15 protein-coding genes are annotated in these 19126 nt (G+C 66.1%); 6 read left to right on the plus strand and 9 right to left on the minus strand.

All coding sequences use genetic code 11. The annotated features are described in order from the left end of the window. Positions 1-122: 122 nt before the first annotated feature. A complete protein-coding gene (locus tag AWC27_RS02430) occupies positions 123-1199 on the minus strand; it encodes a MinD/ParA family ATP-binding protein (protein WP_245846793.1) in 1077 nt (358 codons plus the stop codon). Positions 1200-1565: 366 nt separating this feature from the next. On the opposite strand from AWC27_RS02430, the gene AWC27_RS02435 reads away from it, so the two are divergent. From AWC27_RS02435 to AWC27_RS02445, 3 genes are read left to right on the plus strand one after another with little or no spacing between them, the layout of a single operon-like run. Next, the gene (locus tag AWC27_RS02435; RefSeq protein ID WP_169726694.1) at positions 1566-2258 is read left to right on the plus strand and encodes a TetR/AcrR family transcriptional regulator; all 693 of its coding nucleotides are present in this window, start codon (positions 1566-1568) and stop codon (positions 2256-2258) included. Positions 2259-2303: 45 nt separating this feature from the next. Then, positions 2304-2738, plus strand: a complete 435-nt coding sequence (locus tag AWC27_RS02440; protein ID WP_085669025.1) for an MmpS family transport accessory protein — start codon at positions 2304-2306, stop codon at positions 2736-2738. Continuing rightward, a complete protein-coding gene (locus AWC27_RS02445) occupies positions 2735-5572 on the plus strand; it encodes an MMPL/RND family transporter (protein WP_085669026.1) in 2838 nt (945 codons plus the stop codon). The genes AWC27_RS02440 and AWC27_RS02445 overlap by 4 nt, the downstream gene beginning before the upstream one ends. Here the strand turns inward: AWC27_RS02445 and AWC27_RS02450 are convergent. Genes AWC27_RS02450 through gatC form a run of 3 tightly spaced genes read right to left on the minus strand, consistent with a single transcriptional unit; the run spans position 5569 to position 8419 of the window. Then, on the minus strand, positions 5569-6600 hold the full coding sequence (locus AWC27_RS02450; protein ID WP_083112066.1) for an ATP-dependent 6-phosphofructokinase: 1032 nt from the start codon (positions 6598-6600) through the stop codon (positions 5569-5571). The two genes, AWC27_RS02445 and AWC27_RS02450, sit on opposite strands and share 4 nt — an antisense overlap. 44 nt (positions 6601-6644) lie before the next feature. Next, the gene (gene gatA / locus AWC27_RS02455; RefSeq protein WP_085669027.1) at positions 6645-8123 is read right to left on the minus strand and encodes an Asp-tRNA(Asn)/Glu-tRNA(Gln) amidotransferase subunit GatA; all 1479 of its coding nucleotides are present in this window, start codon (positions 8121-8123) and stop codon (positions 6645-6647) included. Next, positions 8120-8419, minus strand: a complete 300-nt coding sequence (gatC, locus tag AWC27_RS02460; RefSeq protein WP_083112064.1) for an Asp-tRNA(Asn)/Glu-tRNA(Gln) amidotransferase subunit GatC — start codon at positions 8417-8419, stop codon at positions 8120-8122. Before gatC ends, gatA begins: the two co-directional genes overlap by 4 nt. A 284-nt stretch (positions 8420-8703) precedes the next feature. Here gatC and AWC27_RS02465 point away from each other — a divergent pair, with 284 nt between their 5' ends. Next, complete coding sequence (locus AWC27_RS02465; RefSeq protein ID WP_139836719.1) at positions 8704-9360, plus strand: ACT domain-containing protein; 657 nt, start codon at positions 8704-8706, stop codon at positions 9358-9360. Here the strand turns inward: AWC27_RS02465 and AWC27_RS02470 are convergent. From AWC27_RS02470 to ligA, 4 genes are all read right to left on the minus strand, one after another. Continuing rightward, positions 9357-12257, minus strand: coding sequence for an MMPL/RND family transporter (locus AWC27_RS02470; protein WP_085669029.1), 2901 nt, complete (start codon positions 12255-12257; stop codon positions 9357-9359). The two genes, AWC27_RS02465 and AWC27_RS02470, sit on opposite strands and share 4 nt — an antisense overlap. Beyond that, positions 12254-12685 carry an MmpS family transport accessory protein gene (locus tag AWC27_RS02475; RefSeq protein ID WP_211281537.1) on the minus strand — a complete coding sequence of 144 codons (432 nt, stop codon included), beginning with the start codon at positions 12683-12685 and terminating at the stop codon, positions 12254-12256. Before AWC27_RS02475 ends, AWC27_RS02470 begins: the two co-directional genes overlap by 4 nt. Before the next feature lie 132 nt (positions 12686-12817). Then, a complete protein-coding gene (locus AWC27_RS02480) occupies positions 12818-13426 on the minus strand; it encodes a TetR/AcrR family transcriptional regulator (protein WP_139836720.1) in 609 nt (202 codons plus the stop codon). Continuing rightward, entirely contained in the window at positions 13423-15504 is a 2082-nt protein-coding gene (ligA, locus tag AWC27_RS02485; protein WP_085669032.1) for an NAD-dependent DNA ligase LigA, read from the minus strand. Before ligA ends, AWC27_RS02480 begins: the two co-directional genes overlap by 4 nt. Positions 15505-15663: 159 nt before the next feature. Here ligA and AWC27_RS02490 point away from each other — a divergent pair, with 159 nt between their 5' ends. Next, positions 15664-17364, plus strand: a complete 1701-nt coding sequence (locus AWC27_RS02490; RefSeq protein WP_085669033.1) for a PE family protein — start codon at positions 15664-15666, stop codon at positions 17362-17364. 9 nt (positions 17365-17373) lie between these two features. Here the strand turns inward: AWC27_RS02490 and AWC27_RS02495 are convergent, their stop codons facing one another. After that, the gene (locus AWC27_RS02495; protein WP_085669034.1) at positions 17374-18393 is read right to left on the minus strand and encodes a uroporphyrinogen decarboxylase/cobalamine-independent methonine synthase family protein; all 1020 of its coding nucleotides are present in this window, start codon (positions 18391-18393) and stop codon (positions 17374-17376) included. Between the two features lie 94 nt (positions 18394-18487). On the opposite strand from AWC27_RS02495, the gene AWC27_RS02500 reads away from it, so the two are divergent. Beyond that, positions 18488-19117 (plus strand): sensor domain-containing protein, encoded by a 630-nt coding sequence (locus AWC27_RS02500; protein WP_085669035.1) that lies wholly within the window; start codon positions 18488-18490, stop codon positions 19115-19117. Positions 19118-19126 lie beyond the last annotated feature (9 nt).

A 19126-nucleotide genomic window follows, 5' to 3' on the forward strand; every position in this document is an offset into this window, starting at 1 on the left:
GGTATAGCCGATTCGGCGGCGCCGAAAACCCAGCCAACCACTTGAATTCCGCAAACCCCCAGGACACGACTCTGTGCGCCACGCGGAATTCAGCTATTCGACAATTTCGAGCCATCCGGGGTTCAACCGGAACGCGGATACGCTCCGATCTCCGCGACGGCATCTCGATCCAAGGCGCTGCTGGTGGCCAGATCGATCAGCACCGCAGCAAGCTCCAGATAGCGGCGCCTGCTCTTGCGGCTCAGCCGCTGCAGAACGATCTCGGCGCCCTCGCGCACATGGCGATCGAAGGGCAACATGAGCACGGCCCCAACCCGACCGGACAGCTGGGCAAGTTCGGTGCTGGCCGCGGCTTTCAGCCTGGCCCGGTCGGTGCGGTTGACCACCAGCACCGTCGATTCCAGCAATCGCTGATATCCGTTGTCGCGCAACATGTTCAGCGTGGTCCGGGTCTTTCGCAGCGCGTCGACCGATGCACTGCTGACGATGACGAGGGCACGGGACTCGACCAGGACGGCCCGCATCACACCCGAGTTCACCGACTTCAGGCAGTCAATCAGCAGGACCGAGTAGCTCTTTCCCAGTTTGGACAGCCCGGTGATGAAGTCGTCGTGCTCGCGCCGCCATTCACTGGGCGAGTACTTGGGCAGTCCCAACACGTCCAGCCCCGAACCGTTGCGGTATGCGTGCGCGCGCTCGTCTAGATACTGGGGAACCGAGCCGTCGGCGAGGGTGCCGCCCATGTTGATCTGGTGGCGGCGCCCGTGCCGTTCGGCGAGATCGCCGGTATCGAGGTCGATGGCGATGACGCCGTCGTTGCGGACCTCGGCAAGGGTGGACCCGAGCGCTTCGACGACGGTGGTCTTGCCCACGCCGCCTTTCAGGTTGAGAACTGCAAGCGGATATGCGTTGCCTACCGGTCTGGAGGCCCGGTCCTGCAGCCAGTGCAGGTACAGCTCGTCGCGGCTCGGCCGGGAACGGATTTCCCTGATGCGCGCCAACAGCCGCCGCCAGTCGAACTTGCCGGCCCCCCCGGTCGGGCTCGCGTCGAAATCGGGCGTTCCACCGGACGCGATTTGCTCCGGTCCGGTGGACGCGGGCGTCGCCACCCGCCGGACCGGAGCGGTGGCCGGCCCGCCCGTCGCCACGGCCTGCCGTTGGTAGGCGGGATTGCTGAGCTGCTGGACCCGCCGCGGCACGGTCGCGACGTCGACTTGCTGGCGAACACGCCTATCTCGCCAGCGTGGCCGCGGCGTCGGCGGGCCCGGTGCCGCGGGAGAGGGCGGTAAGGATTGCGGAGCTGCCACGCGATATGGATCGCGGTTGTTCATGTGTCATCGCGTTACCCGGTTTGTCTCGCCGGAAACTTCGTGACGTTTCCTCATAGGAAACCCGCAGGTTCGGCAGCGGTAACCAAATCGGGTATTGAGCCGGCAGTGTCGCCGACGTAATATGCGAATAGAAATTCGCATTCTTGTTTACCGGCATGGTTCTGGACGAGACGGCAAACAGCCAGTGCCAGAACGATTTTCCCGTGCCTTACGCCAGGCGGGAAGGACCCAGCAGTGCGAAATGCACCCCTGCCCGCGCCGCCAACCGCTGACCGATCGGCTCAATCCGGGTTCGATTCAGCGCCGCGACCACCCCAGCAGGCCCGCAGCCGCGCCGCACTACAGCGGCTACTCGCCTCAGCCGAAGAGGTTTTGGTCAGCGAGGGGCTGGAAAAGCTCACGATCGCGCGCGTCGCCAATCACGCCGGAGTGTCCGTCGGCGGCGTCTACCGACGATTCGCAAGTAAAGAGCAGTTGATCGACGCCGTAAAGCTAGCGCTGGCAGAGCGACTGGAAGTGGCCGTCGCCGCGGCATTCGAACAGGCCGAGCCATCGTTGGGTGGTGTCATCGACGCCTTCACCACGGCGTTGGCCGAAACCCTGAACCGAAGCGGCCGGCTCATTCCCGTCCTGCTGGCCAGCGGGCGTAGGGCCGACCCTCCCGAGCAGGGCATGCGCACTGTCACTGACTTGCAGCAGCGCTTCGTCGATGCCGCGACGATTCACCGGCCGCAAATCCGCCACCCCGATCCCACGACGGCGCTCAACGTCGCCTTTCGCACCGTGGTTGCGGCCGGGACGCACCGCGCCGCGATGTCACCGTGGTTGCCCGACGGCCTGACATGGCAGCAGTGGGCCCGTGAAATCGCCGACATGGTAACAGCACATCTGACTGCCAAGCGAAAACCCCGTCCTCCTGCAACGTGATTCGGACATCCTTCCCGCTGAAAAACACTACGAGGCAGGGCTCTCATGATGACGAGGGTGAGGCGGTACTGGCTACCGCTGCTGGTTTTGGTGGCGTTGACGCTAGGGGGTTTCGTGATCCACCGGATGCACGGGATTTTCGGCTCGGACAACGAGATCACCCGGGAAGGGTCCGGTATTGCCAAGGACCCGCCACCGTTCAACCCCAAGCGGGTGACCTACGAGGTGTTCGGGCCACCGGGCGCTTTGGCGACCATCAATTACCTTGACCTGTCGGCGAATCCGCAGAGCGTCAAACAAGCCCCGCTGCCCTGGACGCTGACACTCACTACGACGGCGCCGGCGACCAGTCCAATCCTGCTGGCCCAGGGCGACGGCCACACGATCGGCTGTCGCATCACAGTCGACGGCAAGGTCAAAGACGAGAAGTCCGCGCAAGGCGTCGACGCCTTCACCTTCTGCCAGGTGAAATCGGCATGAGAATTCCCCGGTTCATTCGCACATTCGCACTTCCACTGCTGCTGGGCTGGATTGCGCTAACCGTGCTGCTCAACGTCGCGGTCCCCGCGCTGGAAGATGTAGGCCAGGAGCACTCGGTGTCGTTGAGCCCTGCAGATGCTCCCTCGATGCAGGCCATGAAGCACATCGGGCATGTCTTCAAGGAGTCTGACTCCGACTCGTCGGCGATGATCGTGCTCGAAAGCGACCAGCCCCTTGGCGATGAGGCCCATCGCTACTACGCCGAGTTGATCAAAAAGCTGCGGGCTGACAAATCCGATATCGAGCACATTCAGGATTTCTGGGGTGACCCGCTGACAGCTGCCGGCGCGCAAAGCCCCGACGGCAAAGCCACCTACGTCCAGCTGAATCTTGCCGGCAACCAAGGTGAAGCGCGGGCCAACGATTCCATCGCCGCGGTCCGCCGGATCGTCGCCAGCACTCCGCTGCCGCCGGGCCTGCACGTGTATGTCACCGGTGGCGCCGCGCTGATCGCCGATCAACACCAGGTCGGGGACAAAAGCCTGAAGTTGGTCACCGCGATCACGATGCTGGTCATCTTGGTCAGCTTGTTCATCGTCTACCGCTCGGTCGTCACGGTCGGGCTGGTGTTGGTGATGGTGATGGTGGAAATCTCGGCCGCCCGCGGCGTGGTGGCCGCGCTAGGGCACTACGACCTGATCGGGTTGTCGACGTTCTCGGTGAACCTGTTGACCATGTTGGGCATCGCGGCGGGCACCGACTACGCGATCTTCGTTCTGGGCCGCTACCACGAGGCACGCAACGCCGGCGAAGACCGCGAAACCGCCTTCTACACCATGTATCGCGGTACCGCGCACGTCATTCTCGGTTCCGGTCTCACCATCGCCGGTGCGACGTACTGCCTGCACTTCACCCGGCTGCCCTATTTTCAGACGCTCGGCGTTCCGCTGGCGATCGGCATCATGGTGGCGGTGCTGGCATCGCTGACGATGGCGCCGGCGATGCTGGTGGTCGGCAGCCGGTTCAAACTGTTCGAGCCCAAACGTGCTGCGCGAACGCGTGGTTGGCGACGGGTGGGGACGGCGGTGGTCCGCTGGCCCGGGCCTATCCTGGCTGCGGCTTGCGCCCTGGCATTAGTCGGGCTCATCGCGTTGCCGGGCTACCGAACCAGCTTCAACGACCGAAAGTACATGCCCGACAACATAATCGCGATGCAGGGTTTCCAGGCCGCCGACCGGCATTTTTCCCAGGCGCGGATGAATCCGGAAATTCTGATGGTGCAAACCGATCAGGACCTGCGCAACTCCGCGAACATGCTGATCATTGAACACATAGCGCGCAATGTCTTTCACACTCCCGGCATCGCGCGGGTGCAGAGCATCACCCGGCCACTGGGGACCCCGATCGACCACACTTCCATCCCCTATCAGATGGGCATGCAAGGCGTCGGACAGGAGTTGACGCGGGACTACATGCAGGCCCAAATGGACGACATGCTGGTGATGGCCGACCAGATGGAGACCATGATCGCCACGATGGAAACGATGATCGGGATCATGAGGGAGCTCACCGGCGTCACCCACGACATCGTCACGCTGACCAAGACCATGGTTACCCAGGTCAACGAACTACGAGACCACATCTCGGATTTCGACGATTTCTTCCGGCCCGTCCGCAGCTATTTCTATTGGGAGAAGCACTGTTTCGACATCCCGGTATGTGCGGCACTGCGTTCGGTGTTCGACACCCTGGACGGCGTCGACACGCTCAGCGACGCAATCGGCGACCTGGTCCCCAAGATGGACAAACTCGACGCGGTCATGCCCGAGATGCTGAAACTGATGACTCCGATGATCTCGATGATGAAGTCGATGCACACCATGACGTTGTCGATGCACAGCACGATGGCCGGACTGCAAGACCAGGCCGCCGCGATGAGCGGCAAAGGCAACGCGATGGGCCAGGCCTTCGATAGATCCAAGAACGACGACTCGTTCTATCTGCCCCCGGAGGTGTTCGACAATCCCGACTTCAAACGGGGCATGGACATGTTCATCTCACCGGACGGAAAAGCGGTGCGGTTCATCATTTCTCACCTCGGAGACCCCGCCAGCACCGAGGGCATCGGCCACGTCAACGCGATCCGCAACGCCGCTTTCGAGGCCATCAAGGGCACGCCCCTGGAAAATGCCCGGATCTATATCGCTGGAACGGCGGCCACCGCCAAAGACATGAAAGAGGGCTCCACCTACGACCTGCTGATCGCCGGGGTGGGCGCGCTGATCCTGATCTTCGTCGTCATGCTGATCCTGACACGTGCGGTAGTTGCCGCGGCGGTCATCGTCGGGACGGTCCTGCTTTCACTCGGGACCTCGTTCGGTCTGTCAGTGCTCATCTGGCAGTACATCTTGGGCATCGATCTGCATTGGATGATCCTGGCCATGTCCGTGATCATCCTGCTAGCCGTGGGATCCGACTACAACCTGCTGCTGGTAGCGCGGTTCAAAGAGGAAATTCACGCGGGCATCAAGACCGGCATCATCCGGTCGATGGCGGGCACGGGCGCCGTCGTAACCTCGGCCGGACTGGTCTTCGCGTTCACCATGATCACCATGGGAGCCAGCGCGCTGATCATCCTGGCTCAGGTCGGCAGCACCATCGGAATGGGCCTGCTGTTCGACACGCTGGTGGTGCGCTCGTTCATGACCCCATCGATCGCGGCGCTGTTGGGTCGCTGGTTCTGGTGGCCGCAACAGGTTCGCAGTAGACCACGTCCGGTCCCGCCACCGGCGCAACCGCGGCACACATCGGAACTGCTGGCGTCGGAGGCCTAGCCGAAGAACGCGGCGGCGTCGTCATAGCGGCTCGGCGGCACCAGCTTGAGCTGGCGCACCGCGTCGGCCAGCGCTACCCGGCCGATGTCCTGACCGCGCAGCGACACCATCTGACCGTATTCACCGGCGTGCGCGGCGTCGGCGGCATTGACGCCGAACCTGGTGGCCAGCACCCGGTCATAGGCGGTCGGAGTGCCGCCGCGCTGGACGTGCCCCAGCACCGTCACCCGCACCTCCTTATTGATGCGCTTTTCCACCTCGTATCCGAGCTGCGCTGCAACCCCGGTGAACCGCTCGTGGCCGAACTCGTCGATGCCGCCCTCGCGCAACGCAATCGTGCCAGGGATCGGCTTGGCGCCCTCGGCGACCACACAGATGAAATGCGAATCGCCGCGCTGGAAGCGCTGTTTGACCAGCCGGCACACCTCTTCGATGTCGAAGGGCTGCTCGGGGATGAGCGTCATGTGCGCGCCCGAAGCCAGCCCGGAGTTCAGCGCGATCCAGCCGGCGTGTCTGCCCATCACCTCCACCAGCATCACCCGCTGATGGGATTCGGCGGTGCTGTGCAACCGGTCGATGGCCTCGGTGGCCACCGTCAGTGCCGTGTCGTGTCCGAAAGTCACGTCGGTGCAATCGATATCGTTGTCGATCGTCTTCGGCACGCCGACCACGGGAACGTTTTCTTCGGACAGCCAGTGCGCAGCCGTCAGCGTGCCCTCGCCGCCGATCGGGATCAGTACGTCGATGCCGTTGTCGTCGAGCGTCTGTTTGATCTGATCCAGCCCGGCCCGCAGCTTGTCCGGGTGGGTGCGGGCGGTGCCCAGCATCGTTCCGCCCTTGGCCAGCAGCCGGTCGTTGCGATCGTCGTTGCGCAGCTGCATGCGCCGGTTCTCCAGCAAACCGCGCCACCCGTCCTGAAATCCGACCACCGACGAGCCGTACCGGGCATCGCAGGTGCGTACCACCGCCCGGATAACAGCGTTGAGGCCGGGGCAATCGCCGCCTCCGGTGAGAACTCCGATCCGCATTCCCTTATCTTGCCCTGCTTGCGCGGAATCGGGGGCACTCGCGGTTAGACCGCGGTCGGCAGCGGTCCGCGGGCGGCCTCATAAGCCGCGCCCACCCGGTACAGGCGGTCGTCGGCCAGTGCGGGAGCCATGATCTGCAGGCCGACTGGCAGCCCGTCGTCCGGCGACAGCCCCGACGGCACCGACATGCCGCAGTGGCCGGCCAGGTTCAGCGGCAGCGTGCACAGGTCGAACAGGTACATCGCCAGCGGATCGTCGACCTTTTCGCCCAGCCCGAACGCGGTGGTCGGCGTGGCGGGTGATACCAGTACGTCCACGGATTGGTAAGCCTCGTCGAGGTCGCGGGCGATCAGCGTGCGCACCTTCTGAGCCTGGTTGTAGTAGGCGTCGTAGTAGCCGGCCGACAGTGCGTAGGCGCCAATCATGATGCGCCGCTTGACTTCTGGACCGAAACCCGCGGCCCGCGTCATCGCCATCACCTCTTCGGCGCTGTGGGTGCCGTCGTCGCCGACCCGCAACCCGTAGCGCATGGCGTCGAAGCGCGCCAGGTTGCTCGACACCTCCGACGGCAGGATCAGGTAGTAGGCGGCCAGCGCGTAATCGAAGTGCGGACAATCCACTTCGCTCACCTGGGCACCGAGGGCCTTGAGCTGCTCGACCGCGGCCTCGAACGAGGCGAGCACGCCCGGCTGGTAGCCCTCGCCGCTGTGCAGCTGACGGACCACGCCGACGCGAACGCCGGTGAGGTCACCGCCTGCCTTCGCGGCAGCGACCACATCGGGCACCGGCGCGTCTATGGAAGTCGAGTCGCGCGGGTCATGGCCCGCGATCACCTGATGCAGCAGGGCTGTGTCCAGGACGGTGCGCGCACAGGGACCGCCCTGGTCCAGCGACGACGCGCAGGCCACCAGCCCGTAGCGGGAGACGGTGCCATAGGTGGGTTTGACGCCGACGGTCGCCGTGAGCGCCGCCGGCTGACGGATGGATCCGCCCGTGTCGGACCCGATGGCCAGCGGCGCCTGGAAGGCGGCTAGTGCCGCCGCGCTGCCACCGCCGGAACCGCCGGGCACCCGATCGACATTCCATGGGTTGCGGGTCGGGCCGTAGGCGGAGTTTTCGGTCGACGAGCCCATCGCGAACTCGTCCATGTTGGTCTTGCCCAGGATCGGGATCCCGGCCGCGCGCAGTCGAGTGGTCAGGGTGGCGTCATAGGGTGACTGCCAACCCTCCAGGATTTTGGAACCGCAGGTGGTGGGCATGTCGATGGTGGTGAAGACGTCCTTGAGCGCCAGCGGCACCCCGGCCAGCGGCGACGGCAGCTGCTCGCGGGCGGCCACCGCCTTGTCGACGGCGGCAGCGGCCGACAATGCTTGCTCCCCCGCCACATGCAGGAAGGCGTGATACCGGTCGTCGGTTGCTTCGATTTGGTCCAGGCAGGCCTGGGTGAGTTCGACCGACGAGATTTCTTTGGCGGCGATCTTGGCGGCCAGCGTGGCGGCATCTTCTCGGATGATATCGGTCACTGGCTCTCCCCGAGGATCTGCGGGACGGCGAAGCGGCCGTCGACGGCTTCGGGCGCGGCGGCCAGCGCCTGCTGCTGGGTCAGGCACGGCGCAGTCTCGTCCGGGCGCGTGACGTTTACGTCCTTAAGCGGGTTGTCGGTGGCTTCGACCCCGGTGACGTCGACGGCCTGAATCTGGCTGACGTGGGTCAAGATGGCGTCGAGCTGGCCGGCGAAGCTGTCCAGCTCGGTATCGGTCAGCGCCAGCCGGGCAAGCCGGGCCAGGTGCGCGACCTCGTCGCGGGAGATCTGGGACACGAGCGAAAAGCCTAGCCCGGCGACTTCGCGCCGTGAGACCAGGCCGGGCCCCGCCAGTCACACCCGTTACTGCAGCATCGCGAAGTCTCGGCATGACCAACCCGCGAACGAGATAGCGCATTGCTCCTATGTCAAGCCGCGGCCGCTTGATTGGTGATATCAGGTTCCGCAGCGCATCATGGGCTGGCGATCTGTGACAATTGGTACCAATGTGACGAAGTGGCCCGGTCCACCCGGACCCGGCCGAAATGCCACACCTGCCTTGCTGTGTAACAGTGAAGCCCGTGCCTTCGTATCTGTTGCGCATCGAGCTCGAGGACCGACCAGGGCGCCTGGGGGCGCTGGCGGTCGCGCTCGGATCGGTGGGCGCCGACATCCTGTCGCTGGACGTGGTCGAGCGCAGCGGTGGATACGCGATTGACGACCTGGTGGTCGAGCTGCCCCACGGAGCGATGCCCGACACCTTGATTACCGCAGCCGAGGCGCTACCCGGTGTGCAGGTAGACAGCGTGCGACCGCATACCGGTCTGCTGGAGGCACACCGTGAACTGGAACTGCTCGACCACGTCGCCGCGGCCCACGACAATGCGTCCAAGCTGCAGGTGCTGGCCGACCATGCGCCCAGAATCCTGCGGGTGAGCTGGTGCACGGTGTTGCGCAGCTCCGACGGAGAGCTGCTGCGGCTGGCCGGCAGCCCGGGCGCGCCGGAGACCCGGGCCGATTCTGCGCCCTGGCTGCCCATCGAGCGGGCCGTGTCGCTGGACGGGGGCGCCGAGTGGGTGCCGCAGGCCTGGCGCGACATGAACACCACTATGGTCGCCGCGCCGTTGGGCGATCCGCACACCGCGGTGGTGCTGGGGCGTCCCGGCCCGGAATTCCGGCCGTCGGAGGTGGCCCGGCTGGGCTATCTGGCCGGCATCGTCGCGACCATGCTGCGCTAGCGCGGTACTGAGGTCGCCGGCCCGGCCACCGGGTCGTCGTCTTCCCACAGCAGCAGCTGACGCACCGCCGGACGCGGCCCGTACGGACGCAGCATGGTGCTGGCCGGACGGGGCCGCACGCGTTGCGGCCACCAGAACCAGCGCCCGAGCAGTGCGGCTATGGACGGCGTCATGAACGAACGCACGATCAGCGTGTCGAACAACAGACCAAGACCGATCGTCGTGCCGATCTGACCGAGCACCTGAAAACCACTGAACACGAAGGCACACATCGTCACCGCGAAGACCAGGCCCGCAGACGTCACCACAGAACCGGATCCCGCCATGGCACGGATGATGCCGGTATTGAGGCCGGCGCCGATTTCCTCTTTGAACCGGGAGATCAACAACAGGTTGTAATCCGACCCGACGGCCAATAGCAGGATCACGGCCAGCGCCAGCACCACCCAGTACAGCTGAATGCCCAGCAGGTACTGCCACACCAGCAGCGACAACCCGAAGGAGGCGCCCAGCGACAACGCAACGGTACCGACGATGACCAGGGCGGCAACCAAACTCCGCGTGATCATCATCATGATCAGCAAGATCAGCGCCAGGGCCGCGATTCCGGCAATCATCAGGTCGTACTTGGCACCTTCCTGAATGTCCTTGTAGGTGGCCGCGGTACCGCCGAGATAGATCTGCGCGCCGGCCATGGGCGTCCCCTTCACCGCTTCGTGCGCGGCCTTGCGGATCGGCTCGATGTGCGAAATGCCTTCTGGCGTAGCGGGATCGCCTTCGTGGGTGATGATCATCCGGGCGGCCTTGCCGTCGGGTGAGAGGAACAGTTTCAGGCCGCGTTTGAAGTCGGGGTTGTTGAAGACCTCCGGCGGTAGGTAGAAGCTGTCGTCGTTCTTTGCCACGTCGAACGCGCGTCCCAGCGCCGTCGCGTTTTCGATAGCGGCGGCGGTTTGAGCGTAGATACCCGAGAGTGTGGCGTAGTTCGCCAGGGTCAAGTCGTGATTGGTTTGCTGGCTTTCGATCTGGGGCGGTATCAGGGCCACCAGCTTGGGTTGCAGCGCGTCGAGCCGGTCCAAGGTGGCGGTAAGGTCTTCGAATTTCTGGCTGAGCTGATCGACGCCGTCGAGCGCGTCGAGGACCGACCTGATCGCAAAGCACACCGGGATATCGAAACAGTGCTTCTCCCAATAGAAATAGCTACGAATCGGCCGGAAGAAGTCGTCGAAATTGGCGATCTTGTCCCTCAGCTCGTTGATGGTGGCGATGGTGTCGTGGAAACTCGCGGCCTCGGAATGGGTAGTGGCGGCCAGCTCCTGCTGTAAGACATACTGCTGCTTGAGAATGTTGATGGAATTCGACAGCTCGCCTGCCTGTCGGAGCAAGTCGTTCGCGCGATCCCGTTGGTAGCCAAGGTTTTCGATCTGGTTGGCGCTTTGCGCGCTGATCTGAAATGCGAGCGAGCTGTGGGTGAGCGGAGTACCCAATGGCCTGGTGATCGACTGCACCTGGGCGATACCCGGAATGTGAAAGACCGCCTTGGCCACCCGATCGAGGATGATCATGTCGGCCGGGTTGCGCATGTCGTGATCCGTCTCGATCATCAGCAATTCGGGTTCCAGCCGAGACCGGGAAAAGTGCCGTTCGGCCGCGGCGTATCCGACGTTGGCCGGGGCGCTGGCAGGCATGTATGGGCGCGTGTCATAGCTCGTCTTGTAGCCGGGCAGGGCCAGCAGACCCACGAAGGCCAGCGCGCATGCCACCGCGAGAACCGGTCCGGGCCAGCGCACGATGCCGGTGCCGATCCGGCGCCAGCCGCGGGTTCTCATCTTGCGTTTGGGTTCGAACACGCCGACGCGGGCACCCAAGGTCAATATGGCCGGCGCCAGGGTGAGTGCGGCGACCAGCGCAATGAGAATGCCCAGCGCGGCCGGCACACCCAGGCTTTGGAAATACGGCAACCGGGTGAAGCTCAAACAGAATACGGCGCCGGCGACGGTCAAGCCCGACCCCAAGACAATGTGGGCGGTTCCGCGAAACATGGTGTAGTACGCGGCATCTCGCTCTTCTCCGGCGCCGCGTGCCTCTTGATAACGGCCGACGAGGAATATCGCGTAGTCGGTTCCGGCGGCGATGACGAGCAGCGTGAGCAGATTCGTCGAGTAGGTCGAGAGCCCGATGATCCCGCCGTGACCGAGCACAGCGACGATGCCGCGCGCGGCGGCCATCTCGATGAGGACCGTCACCAATACCAGCAACATGGTGAAAAACGACCGGTAAACGAATAGCAGCATCAGCGCGATCACCCCGACGGTTATCGAGGTGACCTTCGCGGTTCCCTTGCTGCCCACGTCGAACTGATCGGAGATCAGCGGCGCCGCGCCGGTGACGTAGACCTTCACCCCGGGCGGCGGCTTGGTGTGGTCGATGACCTCGCGCACCGCACCCACGGACTCGTTGGCAAGTGCGGACCCCTGATTGCCTGCGAGGTTCAATTGCACGTAGGCGGCCTTGCCGTCGGTGCTCTGCGATCCCGCGGCGGTCAGGGTGTCGCCCCAGAAGTCCTGCACGTGCTCGACGTGCTTGCGGTCCTGCTCGAGTTTGCGGACCAAGTCGTCGTAGTAGCGGTGGGCATCGGCGCCGAGCGGCTGATCGCCTTCCAGCACAACCATTGCCGTGCTGTCGGTGTCGAACTCCTTGAACACCTGGCCGATGCGCTTGGTCGCCTGCAGCGACGGCGCCTCGGGCGCGATCAGTGCGACGTTATGAGTCTTGCCGACTTCCTCCAGTTGGGGCACCAGGGCGTTCGTTACGGCCGCCAGCGCCACCCAGAACAGCAGGATCGGCACCGAGAGCCGGCGGATGGCGCGCGGTATCCGCGACGGTTGCTGCTCGCTCATCCGGACTTGTCCAGGCAGAAGGTGTAGGCACGGACTTTGTTCACGGTGCGTTCGTCCTTGACCTCTCCGTTGACGGTGATGCGGCAGCCCAGGGTGTCACCGTCGCCCTGCGCCACCACATTGCCGACGACGGCGGGCTCGGTGGTGGTGATGGTGAACGACCAGGGCAGCGGGGCGTTGAGCACTTGCTGGGGTTGGGCGTTGACGTCCAGATAGTTGATGGTCGCGACGGCGCCGGGAGCGCCGAAGACTTCCAGCACTACCTGTTTGGGGTTGAACGGAACGATCTCGTTGGAGATGCCGCCTTTGCCGGCGGCGTCGCTCTGGGAGCCGAAGATTCCGTGTAGCCGGTAGATGGCGAAGCCCGCTGCCGCGACGACGATCACCGCAACGAGGGCCATCCACCCTCGCTTCACCAGGGCAGCCATCGAAATCTCACTGAAAGTCCGTTCACCCGTTGACCTTTCGACGAGCGGGCGACACGATCACGTTAGTGACTATGACAGTACGGTACTGAACCGTACTGCACAAGAGACGTCACCGTACACTTTGGAGTCGGGCTAATCGGTGCGGCGGGTAAGGCCGGGGATGATGAAGTCGTCAACGAGGGCTTGCACCGTGCGACTGGTAGGTGGCCGTTCGGGAAGGATGGCCCGGAAGATCAGATACCCCGGCAGCAGGTCCCACAAATCGTCGGTGATGGCCGACTCGGCAATCTCGCCGCGCTCGACGGCTTGCCGAAGGACATGCTGGATTACGGCCTTGCGCTGATCGATGAACTGGCGCTGCATGGCTTGGTTGAGCGCGGGGTGGCGGGATATCTCGACGAGCACGGCGCGGATGGTGCCGGCCTGTTGGTGTACCTGCTGACAGCAGATGTCGCCCAGCTTGAGCAAGTCACCGCGCAGCGTGCCCGTGTTGGGCACGACCGCTACTTGCCGAACCCCCTCGATGAATGCGGCCAATACCAGCTCGGCTTTCGACGGCCAGCGGCGGTACACCGTGGCCTTGCTGGCGCGCGCGGTGTTGGCCACCGCGTCGACCGTCAACCGGTCATACCCGTGCTCCTGCAGCAGCTGCAAAGTCACGGCGAGCAATTCGGCCTCGCGCGGCGACCACGGCGACAAGTCCGCGGACCGGTCGGCAGCCTGTGTCATAGCGCCCACTATGGCACTTCGGCCGCTTCGCTGTCAGCGGGTTCTTCGGGCGGCCCCTGCTCGAGGAGCCGGCGGAAACCGTCCTCATCGAGAATGGTCACCCCGAGTTCAACGGCCTTGTCGTACTTGGACCCCGGCGAATCACCGGCCACGACATAAGAGGTCTTCTTCGACACCGAGCCGGCCGCCTTACCGCCGCGGGCCACGATCGCCTCCTTGGCGTCGTCGCGGGAGAACCCGGTCAACGAGCCGGTGACCACGATTGTCAAGCCGGCCAGGGTGCGCGGGATGCTGTCGTCACGCTCGTCGGCCATCCGCACTCCGGCAGCGCGCCATTTCTCAACGATCTCGCGATGCCAGTCGACGGTGAACCATTCGGTGACCGCGGCGGCGATCGTCGCACCGACACCCTCGACCGCGGCCAGCTCTTCGGTGGAGGCGTCGACGATGGCGTCGATGCTGCCGAATTCGGTAGCCAGCGCGCGGGCGGCCGTCGGCCCGACGTGCCGGATCGACAGCGCCACCAGTACCCGCCACAGTGGCGCGGCCTTGGCCTTGTCGAGGTTGGCCAGCAGCCGCTTGCCATTGGCGGACAGCCCACCGGCCTTGGTGCGAAAAAGGTCGGTGCGCAACAGATCTTCTTCGGTGAGACCGAACACGTCGCCCTCGTCGTCGATGACGTGCGCCTGTAGTAGCGCCGCGCCCGCCTCATAACCCAGCACCTCGATGTCAAGGGCGTTGCGGCTGGCGACATGAAATACCCGCTCCCGCAACTGAGCCGGGCAGCCGCGCGCATTCGGGCAGCGGATGTCGGCGTCGCCTTCCTTCTCCGGCGCCAACGTGGTGCCGCACTCGGGACACGTTGTGGGCATGACGAATTCGCGTTCCGAGCCGTCGCGCAGGTCGACGACGGGTCCTAACACCTCGGGGATGACGTCGCCGGCCTTGCGGATCACCACGGTGTCGCCGATCAGTACGCCCTTGCGTTTGACCTCCGAGGCGTTGTGCAGAGTGGCCTGCCCTACCGTCGACCCGGCGACCTTCACCGGCGTCATGAACGCGAACGGGGTAACCCGTCCGGTGCGACCGACATTGACTTTGATGTCGAGCAGCTTGGTCTGGGCCTCCTCGGGCGGGTACTTGTAGGCGATGGCCCAGCGCGGGGCCCGCGACGTGGAGCCCAGCCTGCGCTGCAGCGCCACCTCGTCGACTTTGACCACCACGCCGTCGATCTCGTGAGCGACTTCATGGCGATGCTCGCCCCAGTAGTCGATGCGCTCCTGCACCCCGGCCATGTCGGCGACCACCGTGGTGTGCTCGGAAACCGGCAGGCCCCAGTCCTTCAACGCCAGATAGGCATCGTGCTGGGTAACCGGGCGAAAGCCCTCGGTGTGACCGAACCCGTGACAGATCATCCGCAGCCTGCGACGGGCGGTTACCGACGGGTCTTTTTGACGCAGCGATCCCGCGGCACTGTTGCGGGGGTTGGCGAACGGCGCCTTGCCGGCCTCGACCAGGCTCGCGTTGAGCGCCTGGAAGTCCGCCACCCGGAAGAAGACCTCGCCGCGCACCTCGAGGATCTCGGGGACGGGGTAATCGGCACTGCCGGTGAGCCGTTGCGGAACGTCGTCGATCGTGCGGGCGTTCAGCGTGACGTCCTCACCGGTGCGGCCGTCGCCGCGAGTGGCCGCGCGGGCGAGGCGTCCGTCCCGGTAGACCAAAGACAGTGCGACGCCGTCGATCTTCAGCTCGCACAGATAGTGCGCCGCGTCACCGACTTCGGCGTGGATGCGGCCGGCCCAGGCGCCGAGTTCCGCTGAGCTGAAGGCATTGTCGAGGCTGAGCATCCGCTCCAGGTGCTCGGCCGATTCGAAGTCGGTCGCAAAGCCGGCACCGCCGACCAGCTGGGTGGGCGAATCGGGTGTGCGCAGCTCGGGATGCTGTTCTTCGAGCGCTTCCAGGCGGCGCAGAAGCTTGTCGAACTCCGCGTCGGTGATGATCGGCGCGTCCCGCACGTAGTAGCGGAATTGGTGTTCGCGCACCTCCTCGGCCAGTTCCTGCCACTCGTGCAATACCTCGGGTGAGCTCACCCTGGCAGGTTATCGAAGCGGTCCGACCTTCATACAGCGCCGACCTCGGCGTCGCGGAAACATGAACCGTCTTAGAACGCGACCGAATCCCCGGACGGGTTAACGGCTGGGCGCTACCATACCGCCCGTCCAGCAAATCGATGTGGCGTTGGGAGCAGAATGACATATCTACTCGTGACACCCGAAGCGCTAGCGGCGTCGGCCGATGATCTGGCCGGAATCGGTTGGGCGGTCAGCGCGGCCAATGCGTCCGCGGCGGCCCCGACGACGCGGGTACTGAGTGCCGCTGCCGACGAGATTTCGACGGCGATCGCGGCGACGTTCGACGCGTACGCCCAGTCGTATCAGCGGGTTGCGGCGCAGGCGGCAGCATTTCACGAGCACTTCGTCCGTGCCCTCACCGCCGATGTCGGTCACTATGTGGCCGCCGAGGCCGCCAACACCACGCTGCAACAACTGGTACTGAACGCCGTGAATGCGCCCACCCTGGCGCTGCTGGGGCGCCCACTGATCGGCAACGGCGCCGACGGCGCGCCGGGGCAGCCCGGCAAACCTGGCGGGCTCTTGTATGGCAACGGTGGCAGCGGCGGCAGCGGTGCGGCCGCCGGGCAGGTCGGCGGCGCCGGCGGCAGCGCTGGACTGATGGGTAACGGGGGCAGCGGCGGGGCCGGAGGCGCCGGGGCGGCTGGCGGCAAGGGCGGTAACGGCGGGTGGCTGACCGGCGACGGCGGGCATGGCGGTTCGGGCGGCAACGCGTCGGTAGCCGGCCAATCCGGTGGCAGTGGCGGCGCGGGCGGTGACGCCGGGTTGTTTTTTGGCACCGGGGGTGCCGGTGGCGCGGGCGGATTCGGTGCCCAGGGCGCGGCCGGGACTAATCCGACCGCCCAGCCGCCTTTCACCCATGCCAGCAACGGCACCCCAGGCGCTTCCAACACGAGCGGAAATGGCGCTAATGGCACAGCCGGCGCCGACGGGTCCGTCAGCGGCCAGCAAGGCGGCACCGGCGGCCAGGGCGGCAGCGGCTCGACGACGACCGACGGGACGAGCGCCATCGGCGGCACCGGGGGTACAGGGGGCGCGGGCGGACCCTTGGCGCCCGGCGGCAACGGTGGGCGGGGCGGTCAGTCCAGTGCCTTCGGCGCCACCGATTCAGGTGCGATCGGCGGCACGGGCGGTGTCGGCGGGACCGGGGGTGCCGGCGGCGCCGGCGGCAATGGCGGCAACGGGGGGAACGCGACGACCGGCGATGCGGCAAGCATCTCCATCGGGGGTGCCGGTGGCGCCGGAGGCACCGGTGGCCTCGGCGCCACCGGTGGCAACGGTGGTACCGGCGGCATCGCCTCGAACACCGCAACCGGCGTCTCGGCCGGCGGGGCCGGCGGTGCTGGGGGCGTCGGCGGTGTCGGCGCGTCCGGAGGCACCGGCGGTGCCGGCGGTGCCGGAGGTAGCGGCGGCCGGGGCGGACTGCTTTTCGGTACCGGCGGTGAGGGCGGCGCCGGCGGCGCGGGTGGCAACGGCGGAATCGGCGACCGCGGCGGCGCGGGCGGCACCGGCGGAAACAGCGGCGGCCTGATCGACCCCGCTGTCATCGACAACGTGGGCGGGAACGGTGGCGACGGTGGTGTCGGCGGAGCCGGCGGCGACGGCGGCAACGGTGGCGACGGCGGCAGCGCCGGTGCGGGCGGACTATTCGGCCACTCGGGCGCCGGCGGCCTGGGCGGCGCCGCCGGCCACGGCGAAGCCGGCGGCCTCGGCGGTAACGGCGGCAACGGCGGCGACGGATCCATCGACGGCTTATCCGGCAACAGTGGCGCTCAAGGCGCCAGCGGGCAGTCCGGCGTGGACGGGGATCCGGGCTAACGCGAGTTGTCAGTCACCGTAATCCGCCAACCCTTCGGCGGCCTTGCGGGCCAGTCCGATCGCGGTGCGGGCCCACTGCGACGTGGCGCCGGCCAGACCGCAAGTCGGGGTGACTCCGATCCGGCCGGCCAGCGCCGAGCGACCGAATCCCAGCCGATCGGTCACCGCGAGCACCGCACCGGCCACCTCTTCGGCCGACGGGCGACGCTCCGGGGCACTGGTAGCCACTACGCCCAGCAGCACGGTGCGGCCCGATTCGACGAATTCCGCGATACTTTCCAGATCCGCTGCCCGCAGCGTGCCGGCATCCACCGAAATCGCACTAATAGCGCTGCGCTGCAACAGGTTCCACGGCAGTTCCGGCGCACAGACATGCAGCACCACGTCCGCGCCCGCGGCCTGGACACAGGCGTCGAGCAGTGCGCCGGCCACCGCCTCGTCCAGCGGTGCCACCGGGCTGAGCTCGGTGACTCCGCTCAGCCGCCCGCCCAACGCCGCCGGCAGCGAAGGCTCGTCGAACTGCACCACCACCGGCGTATCGAGACGGCGCGCCAGCGCCGCACGGTGGGCCGCGACGCCTTCGGCCAACGACGCGGCCAGGTCACGCACGGCGCCGGGATCGGTGATCGCCCGGTGGCCGTTGGCCAGCTCCAGGCCCGCCGCCAACGTGACCGGCCCCGGAGCCTGCACCTTGACCACCCGCCCGGAACCGCGCAGGCCCGCGATTTCCCAGGCCTCCTCCAGCGCGTCCATGTCCTCGTCAAGCAGGCTGACCGCCCGCCGCGTCACCGCACCGGGCCGGGCGACGACGCGGTATCCGCGCGGCATCGTGTCGATGGCCACGTCGATCAGCAGTGCACCGGCTCGCCCCAGCATGTCGGCGCCCACTCCCCTGGCGGGCAACTCCACGAGATGGGCCAACGCGCCCGCCAATTCACCGACCACGACTTCGGCCGCCGGCCGCGCGGCGACGCCCGGCCACGATCCGATACCGGTGGCTGTCGCGAAATGAGGGGCGAAAACACTCACCGGGCAACCGTATTCGACGTCAGATCACTGGCGGGTCCCCAGGGGTGTTTACGCCCGGGCCGCACGGGTAGGTTCGACCGCGGAAGGGTGGCAGATGGCGAGACTGATACGGCCGTTGCTGTTGTCTTGCGCAACGTTGCTGGCGGTTGCCTGCACGCGGGTGGTGGGCGGTGCGGCGTTGCCGGCATACGATGCCACTCCGCTGGGCGTGCTCGATACCGGCGCGCTGCTATTGGACCAGTCGCGAATGCGCGCGATTACCGGCGCCGGTGAGCATTTGACGATCATCCCCTCGATGGATGGCAGGTACCCGGTGGACATCGACGCACTGGCCGAGACAGCGCCGCCGGAATGCCGCTTCATCTTCGCCGAAACGGCGACCTTCGGTCCCGACGTTGCGGGGTTTCACAAGACCACGTTTCAGGATCCGCCGGACGGACGCCTGATATCCGAAGGTGCCGCAGCCTATCGCGATGCCGACACTGCCCGTCGGGCCTTCAATGCCCTAGTGACCTCAGTGGGCAACTGCGCGGCCACTTCCAGCGGCTGGCTGTTCGTCAGCCACTGGAAAACCGACGGCGACTCGCTGCACATGCGCCCCGGCGATTGCGGCCGCGACTACCGGATCCTGTCAGTGGCGTTGGTCGAAGTGACCTACTGCGGCTTCCCGCAATCGGTGTCTGACATCGTGATGACGAACATCGCCGCGAACGTGCCAGGCTGACTCGGTCCG

It is taken from the genome of Mycobacterium szulgai, assembly GCF_002116635.1.
In the GTDB taxonomy this organism is placed as follows: Bacteria; Actinomycetota; Actinomycetes; order Mycobacteriales; family Mycobacteriaceae; genus Mycobacterium; species Mycobacterium szulgai.

Coding starts and splice junctions, on each gene's coding strand:
- AWC27_RS02440 (WP_085669025.1), top strand. CDS start 2,304: ATGATGACGAGGGTGAGGCGGTACTGGCTACCGCTGCTGGTTTTGGTG.
- AWC27_RS02445 (WP_085669026.1), top strand. CDS start 2,735: ATGAGAATTCCCCGGTTCATTCGCACATTCGCACTTCCACTGCTGCTG.
- AWC27_RS02450 (WP_083112066.1), bottom strand. CDS start 6,600: ATGCGGATCGGAGTTCTCACCGGAGGCGGCGATTGCCCCGGCCTCAAC.
- AWC27_RS02470 (WP_085669029.1), bottom strand. CDS start 12,257: ATGAGCGAGCAGCAACCGTCGCGGATACCGCGCGCCATCCGCCGGCTC.
- AWC27_RS02475 (WP_211281537.1), bottom strand. CDS start 12,685: ATGGCTGCCCTGGTGAAGCGAGGGTGGATGGCCCTCGTTGCGGTGATC.
- AWC27_RS02490 (WP_085669033.1), top strand. CDS start 15,664: ATGACATATCTACTCGTGACACCCGAAGCGCTAGCGGCGTCGGCCGAT.
- AWC27_RS02500 (WP_085669035.1), top strand. CDS start 18,488: ATGGCGAGACTGATACGGCCGTTGCTGTTGTCTTGCGCAACGTTGCTG.